The sequence below is a fragment of the Mesorhizobium sp. M0983 genome (genome assembly GCF_040318975.1).
Classification (GTDB): Bacteria; Pseudomonadota; Alphaproteobacteria; order Rhizobiales; family Rhizobiaceae; genus Mesorhizobium.
In genome coordinates this window covers 1-18,144 of the sequence record NZ_JAMYNH010000008.1, presented here as the reverse complement: position 1 = coordinate 18,144, position 18,144 = coordinate 1, and the positions used below count along the sequence as shown (strand labels likewise).

18 protein-coding genes and 1 pseudogene are annotated in these 18,144 nt (G+C 60.8%); 6 read left to right on the top strand and 13 right to left on the bottom strand.

Annotated features, from left to right (window positions below; translation table 11 throughout):
* Positions 1-18 precede the first annotated feature (18 nt).
* The 5 genes and pseudogenes from NKH71_RS16365 to NKH71_RS16345 all read right to left on the bottom strand — a co-directional run bounded on the left by NKH71_RS16365 (position 19) and on the right by NKH71_RS16345 (position 1,939).
* Complete coding sequence (locus NKH71_RS16365; RefSeq protein ID WP_023721813.1) at positions 19-177, bottom strand: KTSC domain-containing protein; 159 nt, start codon at positions 175-177, stop codon at positions 19-21.
* Positions 178-261: 84 nt separating this feature from the next.
* Positions 262-492 carry a hypothetical protein gene (locus NKH71_RS16360; RefSeq protein WP_352496536.1) on the bottom strand — a complete coding sequence of 77 codons (231 nt, stop codon included), beginning with the start codon at positions 490-492 and terminating at the stop codon, positions 262-264.
* Positions 493-692: 200 nt separating this feature from the next.
* Complete coding sequence (locus NKH71_RS16355) at positions 693-896, bottom strand: CsbD family protein (protein WP_352895166.1); 204 nt, start codon at positions 894-896, stop codon at positions 693-695.
* A gap of 154 nt (positions 897-1,050) precedes the next feature.
* Positions 1,051-1,351, bottom strand: a pseudogene (locus NKH71_RS16350) (DUF1236 domain-containing protein).
* A 201-nt stretch (positions 1,352-1,552) separates the two neighbouring features.
* Positions 1,553-1,939, bottom strand: a complete 387-nt coding sequence (locus tag NKH71_RS16345; protein WP_245278717.1) for an alpha/beta fold hydrolase — start codon at positions 1,937-1,939, stop codon at positions 1,553-1,555.
* Between the two features lie 128 nt (positions 1,940-2,067).
* On the opposite strand from NKH71_RS16345, the gene NKH71_RS16340 reads away from it, so the two are divergent.
* Complete coding sequence (locus NKH71_RS16340) at positions 2,068-2,652, top strand: CGNR zinc finger domain-containing protein (RefSeq protein WP_023721817.1); 585 nt, start codon at positions 2,068-2,070, stop codon at positions 2,650-2,652.
* A gap of 113 nt (positions 2,653-2,765) precedes the next feature.
* Here the strand turns inward: NKH71_RS16340 and NKH71_RS16335 are convergent, their stop codons facing one another.
* On the bottom strand, positions 2,766-3,983 hold the full coding sequence (locus tag NKH71_RS16335) for an MFS transporter (protein ID WP_051409750.1): 1,218 nt from the start codon (positions 3,981-3,983) through the stop codon (positions 2,766-2,768).
* A 151-nt stretch (positions 3,984-4,134) separates the two neighbouring features.
* Entirely contained in the window at positions 4,135-5,028 is an 894-nt protein-coding gene (locus tag NKH71_RS16330; RefSeq protein ID WP_352483889.1) for an NmrA family NAD(P)-binding protein, read from the bottom strand.
* Positions 5,029-5,148: 120 nt separating this feature from the next.
* Here NKH71_RS16330 and NKH71_RS16325 point away from each other — a divergent pair, with 120 nt between their 5' ends.
* The gene (locus NKH71_RS16325; RefSeq protein ID WP_023721820.1) at positions 5,149-6,051 is read left to right on the top strand and encodes a LysR family transcriptional regulator; all 903 of its coding nucleotides are present in this window, start codon (positions 5,149-5,151) and stop codon (positions 6,049-6,051) included.
* Positions 6,052-6,509: 458 nt separating this feature from the next.
* On the opposite strand, the gene NKH71_RS16320 is transcribed toward NKH71_RS16325, so the two are convergent.
* The 6 genes from NKH71_RS16320 to NKH71_RS16295 all read right to left on the bottom strand — a co-directional run bounded on the left by NKH71_RS16320 (position 6,510) and on the right by NKH71_RS16295 (position 12,990).
* The gene (locus NKH71_RS16320) at positions 6,510-7,259 is read right to left on the bottom strand and encodes a ribonuclease activity regulator RraA (RefSeq protein WP_023721821.1); all 750 of its coding nucleotides are present in this window, start codon (positions 7,257-7,259) and stop codon (positions 6,510-6,512) included.
* A 22-nt stretch (positions 7,260-7,281) separates the two neighbouring features.
* Entirely contained in the window at positions 7,282-8,445 is a 1,164-nt protein-coding gene (locus NKH71_RS16315) for a mandelate racemase/muconate lactonizing enzyme family protein (RefSeq protein WP_352895165.1), read from the bottom strand.
* Between the two features lie 33 nt (positions 8,446-8,478).
* Positions 8,479-9,576: an ABC transporter ATP-binding protein gene (locus NKH71_RS16310; protein ID WP_023721823.1), complete on the bottom strand. Its 1,098-nt coding sequence runs from the start codon at positions 9,574-9,576 to the stop codon at positions 8,479-8,481.
* A 10-nt stretch (positions 9,577-9,586) separates the two neighbouring features.
* Positions 9,587-10,477: a carbohydrate ABC transporter permease gene (locus NKH71_RS16305; protein ID WP_031194860.1), complete on the bottom strand. Its 891-nt coding sequence runs from the start codon at positions 10,475-10,477 to the stop codon at positions 9,587-9,589.
* Complete coding sequence (locus NKH71_RS16300) at positions 10,474-11,433, bottom strand: carbohydrate ABC transporter permease (RefSeq protein WP_023721825.1); 960 nt, start codon at positions 11,431-11,433, stop codon at positions 10,474-10,476. The genes NKH71_RS16305 and NKH71_RS16300 overlap by 4 nt, the downstream gene beginning before the upstream one ends.
* A 78-nt stretch (positions 11,434-11,511) precedes the next feature.
* Entirely contained in the window at positions 11,512-12,990 is a 1,479-nt protein-coding gene (locus tag NKH71_RS16295; protein WP_031194862.1) for an ABC transporter substrate-binding protein, read from the bottom strand.
* A 208-nt stretch (positions 12,991-13,198) separates the two neighbouring features.
* Here NKH71_RS16295 and NKH71_RS16290 point away from each other — a divergent pair, with 208 nt between their 5' ends.
* The 4 genes from NKH71_RS16290 to NKH71_RS16275 are packed head-to-tail and all read left to right on the top strand — an operon-like array spanning position 13,199 to position 17,762.
* Positions 13,199-13,909, top strand: a complete 711-nt coding sequence (locus NKH71_RS16290) for a GntR family transcriptional regulator (RefSeq protein WP_023721827.1) — start codon at positions 13,199-13,201, stop codon at positions 13,907-13,909.
* Between the two features lie 55 nt (positions 13,910-13,964).
* Positions 13,965-15,131, top strand: a complete 1,167-nt coding sequence (locus NKH71_RS16285; RefSeq protein WP_352895164.1) for a mandelate racemase/muconate lactonizing enzyme family protein — start codon at positions 13,965-13,967, stop codon at positions 15,129-15,131.
* 52 nt (positions 15,132-15,183) lie between these two features.
* Positions 15,184-16,545 (top strand): mandelate racemase/muconate lactonizing enzyme family protein, encoded by a 1,362-nt coding sequence (locus NKH71_RS16280; RefSeq protein ID WP_352496535.1) that lies wholly within the window; start codon positions 15,184-15,186, stop codon positions 16,543-16,545.
* A 17-nt stretch (positions 16,546-16,562) separates the two neighbouring features.
* Entirely contained in the window at positions 16,563-17,762 is a 1,200-nt protein-coding gene (locus NKH71_RS16275; RefSeq protein WP_023721831.1) for a mandelate racemase/muconate lactonizing enzyme family protein, read from the top strand.
* The last annotated feature ends 382 nt before the right edge of the window (positions 17,763-18,144 follow it).

Sequence of the window (18,144 nt, the reverse complement as noted above, 5' to 3'; positions counted from 1 at the left end):
TCAGGTCATCCCGGGTCGCTATCGCTCGCGGCCCTTCGCGAACGCGGCTTTGAATGCCGCAAAGGTCTCTGGCGGAACACCCTCAAACTCGTACCGCTTGCCGCTGGCCACGAACCACACCGAAAGTACCTTCCGCTCGGGATCGTACTCCGTTTTGCGAATCGAGGTAGAGGGCATAAAGGATCAACGAGCGGAAAAGCCGTCGCGTTCCTCGTCTTTGATGGCGGGGCGCAAAGGAAGCCCGGCGGCGCGACCGTCCCTCTAGTTCAGCGCCGGCGGCTGCCCTGGCCTGAAACTTTTCAGAGCGGCAGCGATGCCCATCATGATGGACGGGTCAGGAAAGTCGAGCAAGCGCAACGTGCCCGGCTCCTCGCCGCAAACGCAACGGATTGGCACGATTTGGTAGTCATCGTCGAACGGCGTGCCGCAGCCGTTTGCAAGAAAATCATATTCCGGGAAGCAGGCCTTCAGGAATGCTTCGACCTCGCGCAACACCGCTTCGGACCGAGCCCCTGAAGGTGGCAGGATGACGAAGCTATCGACCTCGTCGCTTGCCGGAGTACCGGAAGTATTGATGGCAGTAAGCATGAAGAACCCGACATAGCTCCTGGCGACTTTGGAACCAAACGCGGCATCTCGCGCGTTCCGTGAGGCTGCCCGCCGCCGTATGCCGGCGGCGGGCGCATCGTCCGCTACCATGCTTGGCGGCTGTACCAGTCATCGACGTCGGATCGGACCCTGTCCTTTTCGATGCCGTAGCGTTCCTGAATTTTGCCTTCGAGCTGGTCACGCTTTCCGGCAATTAGATCGAGATCGTCATCAGTGAGCTTGCCCCACTGTTCTTTAACTTTGCCTTTGACCTGCTTCCAGTTTCCTTCCACGCGGTTCCAGTCCATGGTTTTCTCCATCAGGCGGGATCGCCATGGTTACGAAACGATTGTCACCGGTTTTGGTTCTACGAAACGAAAGGCTTCCCGATCAGTTGCTTGGATCGGCTGAACGCAAAAAGCCCGCCGCACCTTTTCGGCACGGCGGGCTTCAGGTAGAAAATCAGTCGTAGATCTTAAAAGTTTTGCGGGTACCTGGATCAACCAGGACGGTTCGTCCCTCGGCAACTACATAGCGGTACTGAACGTCCGGCACTTCGTAAAGCTCTGACTGTGTCGGGCAGAGCGGTGCCAATGTTGAGCTCAGCACAGGGAAGGCTCAGGGATGCTATCGGCTTCTTCTTTACATATTCCCGGATCACCATGTCTTGCTCAGGCTGAATGATGACGTCCTGAGCGGCGGCGGTTCCGATACCTACGAATAGAAAGATTCCTGTGGCAGCAGATAAAAGTTGCTTTCCCATATAGCAATCCTCCAGCGAGGCAACCTTCCGCTACGGTGCTTGATGCTTCCGTGCGAGGCTACTTACCTAAACGGGCAGAAGGACTTGTTGGAGCGCTCCTCGCCTGGGCCATATCCAAGGGCCTCAAGCTCGCTGATCTCTTGGGCCGGGGGCATGGTGCCGATGCGGTCCCAGAACGCCTTTCGCTTCTCCGCCAGCGGGTCAGCCTTTGGATCGAGCTTGTCGCCCACCTCTTTTCGCCAGCTGAGCTTGTCGGCGTCGGTGTGGATGTAGGGCAGCTGCTGCGCACGAAGCGTCGCCGGCCCGACATACACATGACTTGAGCGGGTCGATCGTCTGCGCCAGGGCCTCCAACGTATACGGATAGTCTTCTGGCGCCTCCGTGAAGCTGAACCCGGGCAGATCGGGCGCGACGACCCGTGCCACTTCCGCCAGCGGGTTGATGACGTCGCGGAAGCTGTACGATGAGCTGGGCTGGCCGTGGAGCAGCAGGACACCGGGCGCATCGCGCCGCCCCGCCTCGCGATCGAACAAGTTCACCCCGTCCACTTCGACCGTATGATGCTTGGCTTTATGAACGTTCAGCATGGCCGTTTTCCGTCTTTGGTTTGCAGCGAGCGAAGAAACCTGATAAATCGGTCAATCCGGTTACGTTTTGTAACCATGTAACGGAATATTAAAGGTTAAGTTCCCTGTCGCGCGATCCCACGGCCTGGGTGCCAGAGCACTTCATAGGCGGCCACGCCGCCCTCGACCTTTCGAACGCCGTGTATGACCGGCGAAACCCGCCCCTGCACAATGAACTCTTCAACTCCCCTCGCGATATCGGGACGTGGTTGCTCGCCGCGGGGTTGGCAGACGAACAGGAAGCAGTGGCCGTTGCCGAGATACGGGATCGGCACTTCCTCCACGAAGTTCGTGACATACGGGAATCGTCATACGCGCTCTTCGACGCGATCGCCTCAAATCTGGAGCCTCCCTCGCAACCGCTTGGTCTTTTATGCTCACGCGCCGCAAACAGGTTGGGAGCCCAGCAAGTCGCGTGGGATGGGACACGGCTCGCTCTGGCGTCTGATCAATGGGAAGACCCAGCCTTGGTGACCGCATTCCTTGCGTTCTTGTCCATCGAGGCGTTTTTTACGCTACCCCGCGCAAGGCTCCGCGTGTGCCCACGATGTGGGTGGCTCTTCGTAGACATCTCACGGGGCGGAAAACGTCGCTGGTGCAATATGCGGGTTTGCGGGAATCGCGAAAAGGTAGCCCGCCATCGGGGCCAAGTGGCATCGTACGAGGTAAGATGACAACGCATCCCGCGCCATGGCCTCATTCGTCGCATATTGTGGGCTCCGGATTCAAACATCATGGCGCGTCGTTGTGCCACCGGCGAGCTCGGCGCGAGCTGACTATTCGTTTGTTACAGGTTTGTTGAGGTTTCCCCCGGCACCGAAGGTGTCCCCGGATGCCAGTTCGCAGAGCTGGCGATCAGTGCAGCAAAGGCAAAGACCAAGCTTGCACCGCTGATGCCTGCCCAGCCGGCCTGGGCCCAGCATACTCCAGCGAGACTGGAGCCGGCCGACCCACCCAAGAAGAACAACCCGGTGAAAAGCGCATTCATGCGTCCGCGCGCCTCCGGTCGGACTGTGTTGATGGCGATGCGGCCGAGCACCTGGTCGGCGACAGTACCGAGATTAAGCAGAACCGCCCCAATGGCCAACGCCGCGAGCGACAGCCAGGGGAAGCGATCCGCCTCCCAGAGACCCCAGCCGCCGGAAGTTGGCAATCCGATGAGCACGACGCCGATGAAAGCCGACAGGTGTGCAAATCGCGTTGCGCCATCTGACCAGCCTCGATCGGCGATCCGGCCCGTGAAAGGCGCAATCAACGCAGCGGGTATGCCGACCAGTGCGAAGGCTGCAATGCCAATCTGGTCGAGCCCGAATGGTGGCTCAGCAAGCCTCAGGGCGACCGCCGTCCAGAAAATATTGAAGGCAGCCATCAGCAGGAACTGATAAAGCACGCGACGGCGCAGCAATGGCTCTTCACGGATCAGCTTCCAAAGCGATCCGATGAGAGCGCCGTACTGAAGACCGGTCGCCGGGCGATGAGCCTTGACAACGCGCGCAAGGATCAGGCCGAGCACAGCAACCAATACGGCCATGATACCATAGAATGCACGCCATCCAAGAAACTCGGCAGCCAGGCTTGCGGACGGGCGCGACAGGAGGACGCCCACCACGATGCCGCTCTGCACCGTGCCCACGATGCGGCCCCGATCTTTTTCCGCCGCCAGTCTCGCGATGACCGGAACGAGCATCTGCGCGACCGTGGAGGTGATGCCGACGGAGGTCGAGGCGACAAGAAAAAGTGCCGCCGTTGGGGCAAGCGCGCTGGCAATCAGCGAAAGCACCATGAGGACAAGTGTCAGCCCGATAAGCCAACGGTTCTCCATCAGATCGATGAGCGGGACCAGGAAGATCAGTCCGGCTGCGTAACCAAGCAGTGTGACGGTCGGAACCAACCCCGCCATTTCCGGACCAACCTCGAATGTAGTCCCAATCAAGCCGAGCAACGGTTGAGAGGCATAGAGGCTCAATACGATTGCGGCGATGGCGGCGGTGAAAACTGGGACCAAGCGGCCCTCGGTGGCAGAGGCATTGCTTCTGCCAGGGTAATCGAGAGATGACGTTCCGTGTCTGCGCCGTGGCACGAGTTGGAAGATCAATTGGGAGACCGACATCGGAGATACCCTCTTTGCGAGAAAATGGCCGAAGGCGTCGATGAGATCAGGCGGCCGCGGCCGCCCCGCGCGACGCTGCAGCAAGTTCCTCGAAAAACTGATGCAACGTGCGGGGCTGGCGTCCGAGGATGGCACGCAAGGTCAGGCTGTTTCCGGCGGAACCGAAGTCGGAATAGGACTGAAATACCCGTTCGAGCTGAGCAAGCTGCTCCCCCCGGAAGGGCGGCTTCGCGACAGCGGTCCATTGCTCGAACGTCACCTCGGCTGCCTCCACGGGCCGGCCAAGGGCGACGCTCATCATCCCCGCAATTTCAACGCGATCGTGCATACTTTCTGCCGCAAGCTCGAAAGAGCCGTAGGCGAGCCGGTCGGACGTCAGGGCCTCGGCCGCCACTTCGGCGACGTCGCGGTAGTCGACACGCGCCAGGCGCGCCGTTTTCGCAAACGGCTCGGCAAAGACGCCGGTTTCCACCACGCCTTTCCAAGCAGCTGCCATGTTCTGAAACAGCGTCGCCGGATAGAGGATGGTGTAATCCAAATTCGCGCGGAGAATGGCCTGCTCAACGGGCAGCTTGCTTGCGTGGTTTGCAAGTCCGTTCGCCGGGTGGATAACTGAAGAGAAAACGAACTTGCGGATACCGGCACGCTTTGCGGCCTTGACCATGGTTATGCCTAGGTCCGCTTCATCGGCCACGAACGGCGGTCCGACATGATAGACTCCGTCGACGTTTCTCAGCGCTGCCTTTAGGCTCTCCGGATCTCGAAGGTCACCTGAAGCAATTTCGGTCGCTCCGCTCGCGCGTGCCGTCGCAGCAGCGTACTCACTGCGGACCAACGCCCTCACCGCTATGCCCCGCCGGGCAAGCTCGGCCGCGACGAAGCCGCCGCTGCGGCCGGACGCACCGACAACCAGAACAGTTCGTTTCTTGGGTTCTGACATGAGTTCTTCCTTTCGTAGCGAGGTGGCGTCCCTGCCCCATCGAGTGAAATATCGAGTTCCGCTTTTCGGATGGTAGGCGCGGAAAATGTGATATGGTCTCTCTAAATTTGAGAGATCATCATGGGCGGATTTCGAGACATTGAGGCGTTTCTCGCTGTCGTGGAGCGCGGCAATCTCTCAGCCGCGGCGCGGCACCTCAGCCGCTCCTTGCAATCTGTCAGCCGGTCGCTTGCCGCGCTTGAAACCAGCGTCGGCGTCGAATTGGTCCGCCGAACCACCCACAACACGCAAACGACTGAGGCAGGCCACGACTTTTATCGACGGGTGAAACCGGCACTGTCTGAGATTGTCGAAGCAAAGGCCGAAGCCGGCAAGCGCAGTGCCGAACCTTTCGGACTCCTAAGAGTAGGAGCGCCGGTGCTCTTCGGCCCCACTTACCTGGTACCCGTCGTGGCCCGCTTCATGGAGCGCTATCCGAGGATCGAGGTCGACCTCAAACTGTCGGACCGATTCGTCGATCTCATTGAAGATGAACTCGACCTTGCTGTTCGCATCGGGGAACTCCGCGACTACGATCTCAAGGCCCGGCGCCTTGGAGCGATGCGTCTCGTCATTTTCGGCGCTCCGTCGTATTTCGCCACGTACGGGCGGCCACAACATCCGAAGGAGCTAGCGAACCATCAGTGCATCTTCCGCAACACCGACCGCGATGCTGGAAAATGGCAATTCCTGGAAGCCGGCAAGCAGCTGAGCGTCAATGTGGGTGCGCGATTTCACGTCGACAATGCCGCCGCAAGCCATGCGGCGGTCGCTGCGGGGTTGGGCATCGGTCGGGTACCACTCTGGCAAGTAAGAGACCTGGTAGACGACGGGGCGGTTGAGGTTATCCTGGCAGCGTTCGAACAACCGCCGATCCCGATTCATGTGGTGTGGCCAGCGACCCGGCTTCCACTTGCCAAGATGCGCGTCTTCATCGACTTCCTGGTTCAGAACCTAGTCATTGGGGACAGCGAGCGAAATTGAACCGACATCTGATTTTCTGTTAAGCCTGCCGCCGTTTGTCGCCTTCAGGAGCTCTTTCGAACTAGACTAGGCTGATCGTGCCTCGTACCGGCGGACGCCGAAAAAGCGTTTCGACGCGCCTAGAGACTAGGTGATCCGCGCTGCGAGAAGGATCAGCAGCCGCCTCCTGGCGTGTCTTGGCGATACATGAGGTTACTCTGCAGCAGCCCGTACAAGCTTCGTCACGCCTTCGCCAATGGCGTCGATCGTCGCGGAACTCGGCTGCCGAACGCCCGGTGCTACGTCAGCTTCTAGGCGCTGATGAGGCTTCCGGTTAGCCATTGGAGGTCCGCATGGTGTAACGCTTGGTGCCCGCACGAGATGGCGGGAGCCGGACCGTCTCGATCGTTCAGTGCAGTGCAGTGGGCGCCCGACGACGAAACTCGACTCCCCGGCCCCGCCACGAGGTAGTTGATGCGCTAACTCGGGTTTTCCAAGCGATTTGCTTTGCGCCACTCCTCGTACTCCCCGCGGGCATCGTCATGCAGCGGATAGTAGCGTTGCAATGGGCCCCCCTCCATGAGCTTGGCTCGCGAAAACTCCTCCCAATCGTGATGCTTCTGTGATTCTTCGATCACCTTCGGGGCCATCACGACGGGAAGCACCACCACGCCGTCGTCGTCAGCGACGATGATGTCGCCGGGGATCACCGTGACACCGCCGCAGGCAATCGGAACGTTGACGGCATTGGGATAGATGCTGGTCTGCACATGATAGTTTGGCGTCCAGCCGCGCAGCCATAGGGGTAGATCGAGCTTTTCGACATTGGGCCGGTCGCGCATGCACCCGTCGATGACGATACCCGCCCCGCCCCTGCCCTTGAAATAAGTCGACATCATATCGCCAAAGACACCCGAGCTCATGTCGCCGCGCGCGTCGACCACGACCACATCGCCCTCCTGCGCGTGGTAGAGCACGTGCCGGTGAAGTTGGGTCTCCGGATCGGCATATTCTCCCTCGGTGAACAGGTCCGGCCGCTGCGGCAGGAACTGCAGCGTCAATGCCGGCCCGACGATCGACTTCCCATGGTTTTGCGCCACCGGACCGACCATGTGCGGATTGCGGAAGCCCATTTGGCCAAGCGTGCCGGCAACCGTCGCGGCGCCGATCTCCCTCAGCGCGTCGATCAGGTCTTTAGGCGGCCGCGTGATGTCGGAAGTATGCGTCATTGTCGACTCCGGATGAATGGAACTACCAGTTCGTAACAGAACCATCGCGGCGCTTAAGGTGAGGCGCTTCCCAGAAACGCAAACTCTGCGCCTGGACCGCCACTTCGTTGACCTCGACGCCGAGCCCCGGCAGATCGCCGACCGGGTAATCGGTCCCGTCGAGCCGTGGTTGCACGGGGAAGAAGTCGGAACTGTCGAAGCCCAGCTTTGTTTCGGGCGCCCTGGTCTCGAGCCACGCGAAGTTGGGTACTGCGGCGGCGAGATGCACGGTAGCGGCCGTGCACACTGGACCAAGCGGATTGTGCGGCATCAGGTCCACATAGTGCGCCTCGCTCCAGCCAGCGATTTTCATTGCCTCGGTGAGCCCGCCGACGTTGCAAACATCGAGCCGGTTGAACTGGTGGATGCCGCGCTCGATGTAGGGCAGGAACTGCCACTTGCTGGCAAATTCCTCGCCGATGGCAAAGGGGATGTGGGTCATCGTGCGCAGCGATTCATAGGCCTCCGGCGTCTCGTCCCGTATTGGCTCCTCGAGGAAATCAAGCACGCCGCGGCCGAGCTTGTTGCAGAAGCTCGCCGCCTCTGCCACCGACAGCCGATGGTGATAGTCGATGCCGAGAACGGCGTCGTCGCCCAGCGCCTCGCGCGCCTTGTTCAGCATACCCGCGGTAGCGCCGATGGACTCGCGCGGCTCGAAGATGTCCTTGCTGTTTTGCCCGAAGGGGAAGAAGCGGATCGCCTGCCACCCCTGTGCGCGAAGTTCGCGGGCCCGTTCGATGGCAACATCGCCCTCGGCCTCGTCGCCGGTCGAGGCGAAGGTGGGGACGCGGTCGCGCTGCTTGCCGCCTAGCAGCTCGTAGACCGGCACGCCCAGCGCCTTGCCCTTGATGTCGTGAAGGGCGATGTCGATGGCGGAAATCGCCGCCTGCAGGACTCGCCCGCCTTCGAAGTACTGGCTGCGATAAACCTCCTGCCAGATCCGCCCGATCTGCATCGGGTCGCGACCGATGAGAAACTCGCGATAGTGCTCGACCGCGCCGGCCACGGCCCTCTCGCGACCGCTCAAGCCGCTCTCGCCCCAGCCGAAGATGCCCTGGTTGGTCTCGACCTTGACGAGCATCTGGTTGCGCGTTCCTACCCAAACCGGATAGGGCTTGATCGCGGTGATCTTAAGCTTCTCAGTCATCCACGCCCACGTTCCACACGCATCGGCCCTATCTCAGTTGGCTTTGAGGGCCATTTCAGTTTCGCCGTCGAACAGATGCATCCGCTCCTGGTCGAACTCGAGCCAGATCTGCTCGTCGGGCGAGACGGCAATGTTCGGCGGCACGCTGACGTTGACGATGGCGCCGGACAGGAACGCCTGCACGAAGGTGACGTCTCCGGTCGGTTCCACGGTGTAGGCCTTGGCCGGAATGGAACCGGGGACCGCGCTCTTGTGGAGCTTGATCGTCGAGTGACGTGCGCCGAGCACGACTTTCATGGTCGTCGCTCTCACGACCTTCTGGGCATTGCGCGGCGAGAGCTCAAGGCGCCAGCCCTCGGCGCCGGTCAACACCGTGTTTCCGTTTGCCGTCGACGCCTCCAGCGGAATAAGGCTCATCGCCGGGCTGCCGATGAAGCTGGCGACGAACATGTTCACCGGATGGGCAAAGACCTGCGCCGGTGAATCGTATTGCTGCAGGTAGCCGCCATTCATCACCGCCATCTTGTCAGCCATGGTCACGGCCTCGAGCTGGTCGTGCGTCACATAGATGATCGTCGCCTTGAGGTCCTGGTGGAAGCGCTTGATCTCCGACCGCATCTGCACGCGCAGTTTGGCATCGAGGTTAGACAGTGGCTCGTCCATGAGGAACACCGCAGGGTCGCGGACGAGGGCACGGCCAAGGGCCACGCGCTGCTGCTGCCCGCCCGAAAGTTCGCGCGGCTTGCGCTCGAGCAGATGCGTCATGTCGAGCACTCGCGCCGCTTCCTTGACCTTCTTGTCGATCTCGTCCCTAGGGAGTTTGCGCATCTGAAGCGGGAACGCCAGGTTCTTGTAGACCGATTTCTGCGGGTAGAGCGCGTAGTTCTGGAACACCATTGCGATATCCCGGTCCTTGGGGTCGAGGTCGTTGACCACCCGCTCGCCGATGATGATGTCGCCCGATGTGATCGGGGTCAGCCCGGCGACGAGATTGAGCGTGGTTGTCTTGCCGCAGCCTGAAGGGCCGACGAGCGCAACGAACTCGCCGTCATTGACCGTCAGCGAGACGTGGTTGACAGCTTTGAAGCCGCCATAGCTCTTGACGAGATCTTGGAGGACCACGTGGGCCATCGGCAACTCCCTAGTGCTTGACCGCGCCTTCTGTAAGGGCGCGTACAAAGTATCGTTGCAGGACCAGGAACAGCACCACGACGGGCACGCTCATCATGAAGCTGGCCGCCATCAGGCCCGGAAAGTCCGTCGTATTTTCCGAGAAGAAGCGCTGGATGCCAACCGGAAGGGTCAACTGCTCGTTCTTGGAGAGGAAGGTGTAGGCGTAGATGTACTCGTTCCACGCGCCGATAAAGGAATAGATTGCGGTGGCGATGATCCCCGGCGTCGAGAGCGGCATCACGATCATGATGAAGGCCTGGAACCGTGTGGCGCCATCGATGCGCGCCGCCTGCTCCAGCTGCACCGGGATGTTGTCATAAAAGCCCTTGAGCAGCCAGATCGCCAGCGGCAGGCCGAAGGTGAGATAGGTGAGTATCAGCGAGCCGTGCGTGTTCACCAGCCCGATCGCGCGCATCAGGATGAAGAGTGGCACGAGAAAGATCACCGCCGGGAACATATTGCGCAGCAGCACGGCAAAAAACAGGAAATTCCGGCCGGGGAAACTGAAGCGCGAAAACGCGTAGGCCGCAGGGACAGCCACGATCACCGAAAGGATTGTCGTAACCGTCGACACGAAAAGGCTGTTCCAGAAGAAGCGGAGGAAATCCTGGCCGACGCTGTTCTGCGGATCGAGCAGCTTCTGGTAACTGGCGAGGGTAGGCTCGTCCGGCCACCATTGCGGCGGGAATTGCGTCGCCGCGAATCCGGACTTGATCGAGGTGATCAGCATCCAGATCATCGGCAACGCAGTATAAAGCAGCATGAACACGAGGAATATGCGCCCGGCCCACCGCCAACCGTCGACGCGCATGCGGCGACGGGTCGGGGCTCGAGAGGCTGTCTCGGCAATCGTGCTCATGCGCTGCCCTCTTTCCGCTCGTTGCCGCTTAGCGCACGGACGTAGAAGTAGCCCAGTGTCATCAGTGTGAGGAACAGGAGCACTGAATAGGCCGATGCCACGCCCCAGCGCTGCCGTCCGAAGGCGAGCTCATAAATGTGGGTTATCCAGATATGCGATGCGTTCGACGGCCCGCCGCCGGTCATGATCCAGGGGATGATGAAGGAATTGAAGTTGGCCACTGCGAGCAGCAGCATCGTCACCACCGAGACGTTGCGCAAGTGCGGGAAGGTGACGTGCCAAAAGCGCTGCCATGCACTGGCACCGTCGACTTTTGCGGCGCGCAGCAATTGGTCGGGGACTGTCTGCAGGCCGGCCATCATCATAATCATGGCGAACGGAAACTCGCGCCAGATATTGACGACGATCAGGGAGGGCAGCACCGTGCTGACATTGTCGATAAAATTCGGCGGCCGGTCGGCCAATCCGAGGCCGACCAGCACCGCGCCGATGATCCCGAAGTCCGAATGGTAGATCCACTTCCAGATATAGGAGGCGGCGACGGCACTGATGACCCAAGGGATGATCAGGATAGCGCGCAAGACACCACGGCCGATGAAGTCGCGGTGGAGCGCCAGCGCCGTTGCAAACCCCAGGACAAAGGAGATGAAAGTGGACCCCAGCGTCCAGATCAGTGTGTTCCAGGTGACCTTCCAGAACACCTGACTGGTGAGGATCGTCGTGTAGTTGTCGAAGCCGATGAAGGTCTTGTCGCGGAGCTGCAGACCAGGCGGTGTCTTAAAGAACGACAGCTCGACCGTGTAGTAGATCGGATAGGCGATGACGATGAGCATCACGGCGATCGCCGGGAGCACATACGCGTAGTCCGCGCGATGCTCCCAGATCTTCCGCAGCGTGCCGGCTGTACCGGGTTGCAATCTTCGGCGAGCCTCGGCCTTGCCGGTCACGATCGTCACTTGTGGCGTGCCCTTATTCTTCGGAACGAGGCGGCTGCGCCAGCGGCGCAGCCGGTCAGGTCGTAGGTCAGGCTTGGACTAGAGTCCGCCCATCACGTCTTTTACCTTCTTGGCCGCGTCGTCCGCCGCCTCGTCGACGGTCATCGCTCCGGTCAGGGCATTCTGCAGCATGTCCGGGATGATGATGTTCATGATCTCGGGGGCCTGCGGCAGCGCTGGGAACGGAATGCCGTATGGCAGCATCGAGGTCGTGACATCGAGGAACTTGATGTTGTCCAGACGTTCCTTCATCCACTTGGTCTTGAAGCCGTTAAGGTTGCCTGGGTTTGATCCGGCGTAGGCCATCTTCAGCGACCATTCAGGGCTCGTCCACATGCAGATGATAGCCTTTGCAGCAGGCTCGTCTACCTTGCCGCCCTCGACATATTCGGGCTTCAGGATGTGAATGTTCGAGCCGCCGAACACGACGGCGCGCTTGCCGTCGGGGCCAGTTGGAATCAGGCCGTAGCGCATATTGTCGATGACCGTCTGCGCCTTGTCCTTGTCGGTGCCCGTCGCCTTTTTCTGCAGGTCGAGCATGACGTTGTAATCGGACGGGTGCGAGATCATCATGCCGAGCTGGCCGGCGACGAACAGGGGCTGGTTATCGGCCTGCTGGTTGGTGAGCGCCGAAACCGGAACCGACTTGTCGCGAACATACATGTCGTAGGAGGCTTGCAGCGCCGCCTTGCTCTGGGGACTATCGAGCTGGACCTGCTCATAGGTCGGATTCGCGGTGGCTTCGTCGAAGACGCCGCCGCCATAGGCCCACAGCTGTGGCATGAAACGGTACGGCGTATTGCCGGCATTCTTGCGCGCCACGAGGCCGTAGCCGGCAATGCCGAGCTTGTCGTGGATCTGCTTGGAATATTTGACGACGTCTTCCCAGGTTGCCGGAGCCTTGTCCGGATCGAGACCCGCACGCTTGAAGATGTCGGCGTTCCAGATGAACGCCATCGTCTCGTTGTTGGTCGGAATGCCGTAGGTCACGCCCTCCCAGGTCACGGCCTTCATGGCGCCGGGCCAGAAATCCTCGGTCGAATACCCCACATCCTCTGGCTTGAGCGGCGCCAGATAGCCCTTTGAGGCGAACTCGGTACCACCCAGGATTTGCAGGCGGACCGCCATCGGCGCGGCATTGCCCAGGAGCGCCGTGCGGAACTTGTCGAGAAGGTCGTTATAGGTGAGGGCTTGTTCCTCGAGCTGGATGTTCGGATAGGTTTTGCGGAAGGTCTCGAAGAAATCCTTGTAGTACTGGCGCAGGAGGTCGGGGTCGCCCTCGAACACGCCCTGATACCAGAAAGTCAGCCGCCCCTTGTAGTCGAGCGGGGTGACCTTGGCGCAATCGGCCGCCGTGTCAAAATCCTGTGTGCCGGCGATGGAGCGCACATATTCCGGCGACCACTTGCTGAGGTCGACCGGTGGCGCAGCCAGCGCCGATGTGGGCATCAGGGATGCCATCAAAGCAGTGACGACAGTGCCGCGCAGGACCGCACTGCCGAGCGTAATCCTCGTCATAGGTATCCTCCCTGGTTCTCCCATGCCGCCCTGCGCCAAGGCAAAGCGGTCCTTGCTCGTTTCGATCGCGAGGATGCTCAATGTATCCTCCCGATCCCTTGGTACGTTTTCAGATCATGGATTGCCTGTCAACGCGCAGGATCGTACATTGTTTGCGAAAGCCGTGTGTGATATCGGGCAAGGTATGTATTAAGTTGGGGAGCCGGCCTTGGCCGAAATAAGCGATTTCAAAGCTATGCCACCTGTGGGCACCGATCCCATCGGAGCCTCCAGCGAGGGCGCCTCGCTTTATGAATTGATCAGGGAAGACATCATCGAGGGACGGCTCGCCGCCAACGAACGGCTTGTGGTCACCGATCTGGCCCGGCGTCACGGCACCTCGACCAATCCTGTGCGCGAGGCCCTGCAGCTGTTGCGCGGCGAAGGCTTTGTCATCTTTGTCGCCAACCGCGGGGCACGCGTCCGACCCATTGATCAGGATTTTGTCCGGGATATCTACGAGATCGGTGTTCTGATCGAGCCAGCCCTGACACGATGGTTTGTGAATATGGCTACCGGCGAGGACATTGCCGAACTCGAACGTCTCCAAGGCCTGATTGAAGAGAACAACTTCGCCGACACATTCAGGCACAGTGAGCTGGATACCGCTTTCCACACCGTGATGTACCAGCGGCACTATAACCGCCACGCCGCCGAGCTTTGGTGGAAGCATCGCGAAGTGCTGCGAGCCGTGAGCCGTCGTTTCAACTTCACGCTGGCGCGACGTGCCGCGATCATGCGCGAGCACCGCGAGCTCATCGCGCTCGTAAAGGCGGGAGAGGCCGACAAGGCGGCCGAACTCGTCTCCCGCCATGTCGAGGGCTCGGGCCGGCATATTCTCGAACAGATGCGTGCGCGCAACGCCGCCCGGGCCGGATAGAATGTCCAGTCCAGAACCTCGTTAGGCTGACCATTCTCAGACAAAGGTTGTTGAGATGAAAATCACGAGCATTCGGCCGTGGCTGATCAAGTCCGATGCTTCTTATTGGGGAGAGTTCCTGTTCGTCGAAGTGACGACCGACGAGGGAGTGAGTGGCTGGGGAGAGATCACCACCACCACAAGGCTCGCCAACCGCGCGCTCTGCACGATCCTGCGGCAGATCGGCGTCGCCGTGACAGGCGAGGATCCGGCGCGTATCGAGCATCTCTGGCACAAGATCTTCCGCAGCTTCACCTACATGGGAAGCCGCGGCGCCGCCGTCGAATGCGTGAGCGCCATCGACATAGCCCTCTGGGACATCCGGGGCAAAGTCCTCGGCAAGCCGATTTACGAGCTGTTGGGCGGACCGGTACGCGATGAAATCGCGCTCTACACCCATCCCAACCAAGCCAAATTCACCAGCAAGGAAGCCGTGGTCCGCGAAATTCTAGACGTCGTCGAATCCGGACACACTGCGCTCAAGTTCGATCCGTACCCGCACCAGGGTCGCAGCGCCGATGGCCTGCCTCGCGAACAGCGGGACGGCTATCTCGATGGCAGCATGAACCGCAAGGACGAGCGCGAAGCCGCCGAACTCACGGCTCTGATCCGTGAAACGGCAGGGCCCGATGTCGACATTCTCATCGATGCGCATGGCCGTTTCGACGTTCCCACCGCCATTCGCCTCTGTCGAAGTCTCGAGGAAGCCGGTCAGATCGACTGGTTTGAGGAGCCCTGCCCGCCCGAGAGCCTTAACGCCCTCAAGCAGGTGCGTGAGAAGGTCAATACCGCCATCTCGTGGGGCGAGCGCGGCCACACGAAGTGGGATTTCGTGCCGGTACTTGAGAACAAGCTCGCCGACTACATCATGCCCGACGTCACCTGGACCGGCGGCATTACCGAACTCAAGAAGATTTCTGCCCTTTGCGAAGCCTACTACGTCCCGGTCTCGCCACATGACGCCGCGGGACCGATCAATGTGGTTGCGGGAGCGCAGGTGATGATGACTGTCCCCAACTTCTACAAACTCGAAACGTCGGAGTGGAACCTGGGCAAATACGATCACCTGATCGACAGACCGCTCGACATTTCGAACGGCAGCCTCAAGCTGACGTCGAAGCCTGGTCTCGGTATTGAGATGGACCGCGACTATCTGCAGGCCCACGAGATTGAGCTGGGCTAGCAACACTCTATGCCCAGGGTGCGGGGCGACAAGCCGAAAACGAGGATAAGTCATGGCAAAGACAGGTGGCGCCGACGAGGCGCTCAATCGGGTGAACGCGAACTCCAAGCCATCTCAGCTTCGCATCACCGACATGCGGGTAGCCGAAATCGTCGGCGCGCCGTTCACCTCAACCCTGCTCAAGATTTACACCAATCAGGGCATCGTCGGACTTGGCGAAGTGCGCGACGGCGCCAGCGCCACCTACGCGCTGATGCTGAAGAGCCGGCTGCTTGGCGAGAACCCCTGCGACATCGACCGCCTGTTTCGCCGGATCAAGCAGTTCGGAGGGCACGGCCGGCAAGGCGGCGGCGTCTCGGCGGTCGAAATCGCGTTGTGGGATCTCGCCGGCAAGGCGTATGGCGTGCCCATCTACCAGATGCTCGGCGGCCGGTTTCGGGAGAAGGTGCGCCTCTATTGCGATACCGATGCGACCGTGCCGAGCGGCACCGAGACCGGCAAGCGCCTCAAGCAGCGCATGGCGCTTGGCTTCACCTTCCTCAAGATGGATCTGGGGCTGATGCAGATCGCGGATGTACCCGGTGCGGTCGTATCCCCTGCCGGCTCACTTGAAGGGTACCGCGTCCACCCCGGCCGCGGCCCGGTCAAGACCACGGAGGAGCGGCGCGCCCGCAATGCCGCGTATGATTTGCATAATGTCCCCCACCCGTTTACTGGCCTCCACTTTTCCGACAAGGGCCTCGACCTGCTTGAGCAGTACATTGCCGAGGTTCGCGAAATTATCGGCATGGATGTTCCGCTCGCCATCGACCATGTCGGCCACATCTCACTGCAGAACGGTATTCGCCTCGCCAGGCGGATTGAAAAATACGTGCCAGCCTGGCTCGAGGATGTGATCCCATGGCAGTACACCGAGCAGTACCGACAACTGCAGGCCGCCACCACGGTGCCGATCTGCACCGGCGAGGACATCTACCTTAAGGAGGGCTTCGAGCCTCTGCTCAAGAGCGGCGGCCTCTCCGTTATCCACCCAGACCTGCTCACCAGCGGGGGCATTCTGGAGACCAAGAAGATCGGCGACATGGCACAGGATCACGGCGTCGCCATGGCCATCCATATGGCCGAAAGTCCTATCGCCGCAATGGCCGCGGCACATGTCGCGACCGCGACCGAAAACTTCATGGCGCTCGAATACCACTCTGCCGACGTCGACTGGTGGGACGATATCGTCGCCGGCGTTTCCAAGCCGCTCGTGAAGGACGGCTTTATCACTGTTCCGGACAAACCGGGCCTGGGGATTGACGACGTCGTCGACGAGGTGATCTCGCAGCATCTGCAGCCGGGTGTCACCGACATCTGGCAGCCCACGGATCACTGGGACAACGAGTATTCCTGGGACCGCACCTGGAGCTGAGGCGAAAAGAACCGAAGATGAAGATCACCGACCTCCGCTGTGCCGTTATCGGCAGGCACCCCATCGTCCGCATCGTTACCGACGAGGGCCTCTATGGCCTGGGCGAAGTCGAGTTCACCAAGACCTACCTCAAGCCCTGGGTCCTGCATTTCCGCGAGGCGCTGATCGGCGAGGACCCGACCGACGTCGAGCGGGTGATGCTGAAGATCCGCCAACGCGGCTCTTTCAAGCCCTATGGCGCGGCGGTAAGCGCCATCGAGCATGCGCTGTGGGACATTGCCGGCAAGGCTGCAGGCGTGCCGGCCTACAAACTGCTCGGCGGCAAGGTGCGCGACAAGGTGCGCGTCTATAACGGCTCGATCCGCCAGAAACGCACGGGCGACCGGCCGGAGGATTACGCCGCTGACGTCAAATGGATGATGGAGCAGCCGCAGAACTTCTTCATGATCAAGCAGGGAATCTCGTTCCACTCCGACATGAAGGACACCATCGAGGGCTTTCACTACGGCGTGACGCAGAAGAAGGCCGGCTATCACGGCGCCATGGACCAGGGCGTGATCAGCGAGCGCGGTTTCAACCACATGCTCGACTGCGTGATCGCGATGAAGGAAGTGCTGGGCGACAAGGTCAGCCTGGCGCTCGACTGCGGCCCGGGCTGGATGCTGCCCGATGCGATCAAATTCGCTCGCGCGGTCGAGAAGTACAATTTGATGTGGCTCGAGGACATGCTGACCGGCGACTATGTGCCGTGGGTCAATCCGCAGGCCTATCGGGAGCTGACCACCTCCACCTCGACGCCAATTCATACCGGCGAGCAGATCTACCTGCGGCACAATTTCAAGGAGCTGATCGAAACGCAGGCGGTGCGCGTCATCGGCCCCGATCCGGCCGATATTGGCGGCATTGCCGAGCTCAAATGGGTCGCCGAGCACGCCTATATGCACTCGATCCTGATGGCACCGCACGGCACCGCGAACGGCCTTCTCGGCCTCGGCGCGCTGATCAATGTCTGCGCCACCCTGCCCGCCAACTATATCGCGTTCGAATACCCGAGCGCCTCCGACCCCTGGTGGGAGGATCTCGTAATCGGCCTGCCGTCGCAGATCGTGAAGGACAGCATGGTGGAGCTGCTGGAAGCGCCGGGGCTGGGCCTCGATATCGACGCCGAAGCAGCCAGGAAGTATCTCGGGGAAGAGGATGCAGGCTTCTTCGACTGAACCATCCTTCTTGCGCCACCCAGCACCACGCGGACCGCTTCACGCAATCTGTCATCCGGAATGACCGTTTCGGGGCCGGAAGCAGATTGTCGGCTACGGGAGAATCCGCCCGACTCCTTCCGACAGGCGAAAGTTCGCTCTGGAAAGCACCGCGGGTGTCTTGAAATGGCACGACCGAGCCGGCGGGCGCATCGGCTCGGACTATACGTGTGGGAGCGCTCTACGTCTCGATCGGGCGGAAAGGTCGCACACGGGAGCTAGTTGTGTGCGTCAAGTTCTGCAAAAATGGCGTGGCAGTAGCTGTGACGTCGGCGTGTCCGCCGCGCAGCCCCCGTGTTTTTCGGGGCGGCGGGCACCCCGCGGGGGACAGGCCGGCAATGCT

Coding starts and splice junctions, on each gene's coding strand:
- NKH71_RS16365 (WP_023721813.1), bottom strand. CDS start 177: ATGCCCTCTACCTCGATTCGCAAAACGGAGTACGATCCCGAGCGGAAG.
- NKH71_RS16355 (WP_352895166.1), bottom strand. CDS start 896: ATGGACTGGAACCGCGTGGAAGGAAACTGGAAGCAGGTCAAAGGCAAA.
- NKH71_RS16345 (WP_245278717.1), bottom strand. CDS start 1,939: ATGCTGAACGTTCATAAAGCCAAGCATCATACGGTCGAAGTGGACGGG.
- NKH71_RS16330 (WP_352483889.1), bottom strand. CDS start 5,028: ATGTCAGAACCCAAGAAACGAACTGTTCTGGTTGTCGGTGCGTCCGGC.
- NKH71_RS16325 (WP_023721820.1), top strand. CDS start 5,149: ATGGGCGGATTTCGAGACATTGAGGCGTTTCTCGCTGTCGTGGAGCGC.
- NKH71_RS16320 (WP_023721821.1), bottom strand. CDS start 7,259: ATGACGCATACTTCCGACATCACGCGGCCGCCTAAAGACCTGATCGAC.
- NKH71_RS16315 (WP_352895165.1), bottom strand. CDS start 8,445: ATGACTGAGAAGCTTAAGATCACCGCGATCAAGCCCTATCCGGTTTGG.
- NKH71_RS16310 (WP_023721823.1), bottom strand. CDS start 9,576: ATGGCCCACGTGGTCCTCCAAGATCTCGTCAAGAGCTATGGCGGCTTC.
- NKH71_RS16305 (WP_031194860.1), bottom strand. CDS start 10,477: ATGAGCACGATTGCCGAGACAGCCTCTCGAGCCCCGACCCGTCGCCGC.
- NKH71_RS16295 (WP_031194862.1), bottom strand. CDS start 12,990: ATGACGAGGATTACGCTCGGCAGTGCGGTCCTGCGCGGCACTGTCGTC.
- NKH71_RS16285 (WP_352895164.1), top strand. CDS start 13,965: ATGAAAATCACGAGCATTCGGCCGTGGCTGATCAAGTCCGATGCTTCT.
- NKH71_RS16280 (WP_352496535.1), top strand. CDS start 15,184: ATGGCAAAGACAGGTGGCGCCGACGAGGCGCTCAATCGGGTGAACGCG.
- NKH71_RS16275 (WP_023721831.1), top strand. CDS start 16,563: ATGAAGATCACCGACCTCCGCTGTGCCGTTATCGGCAGGCACCCCATC.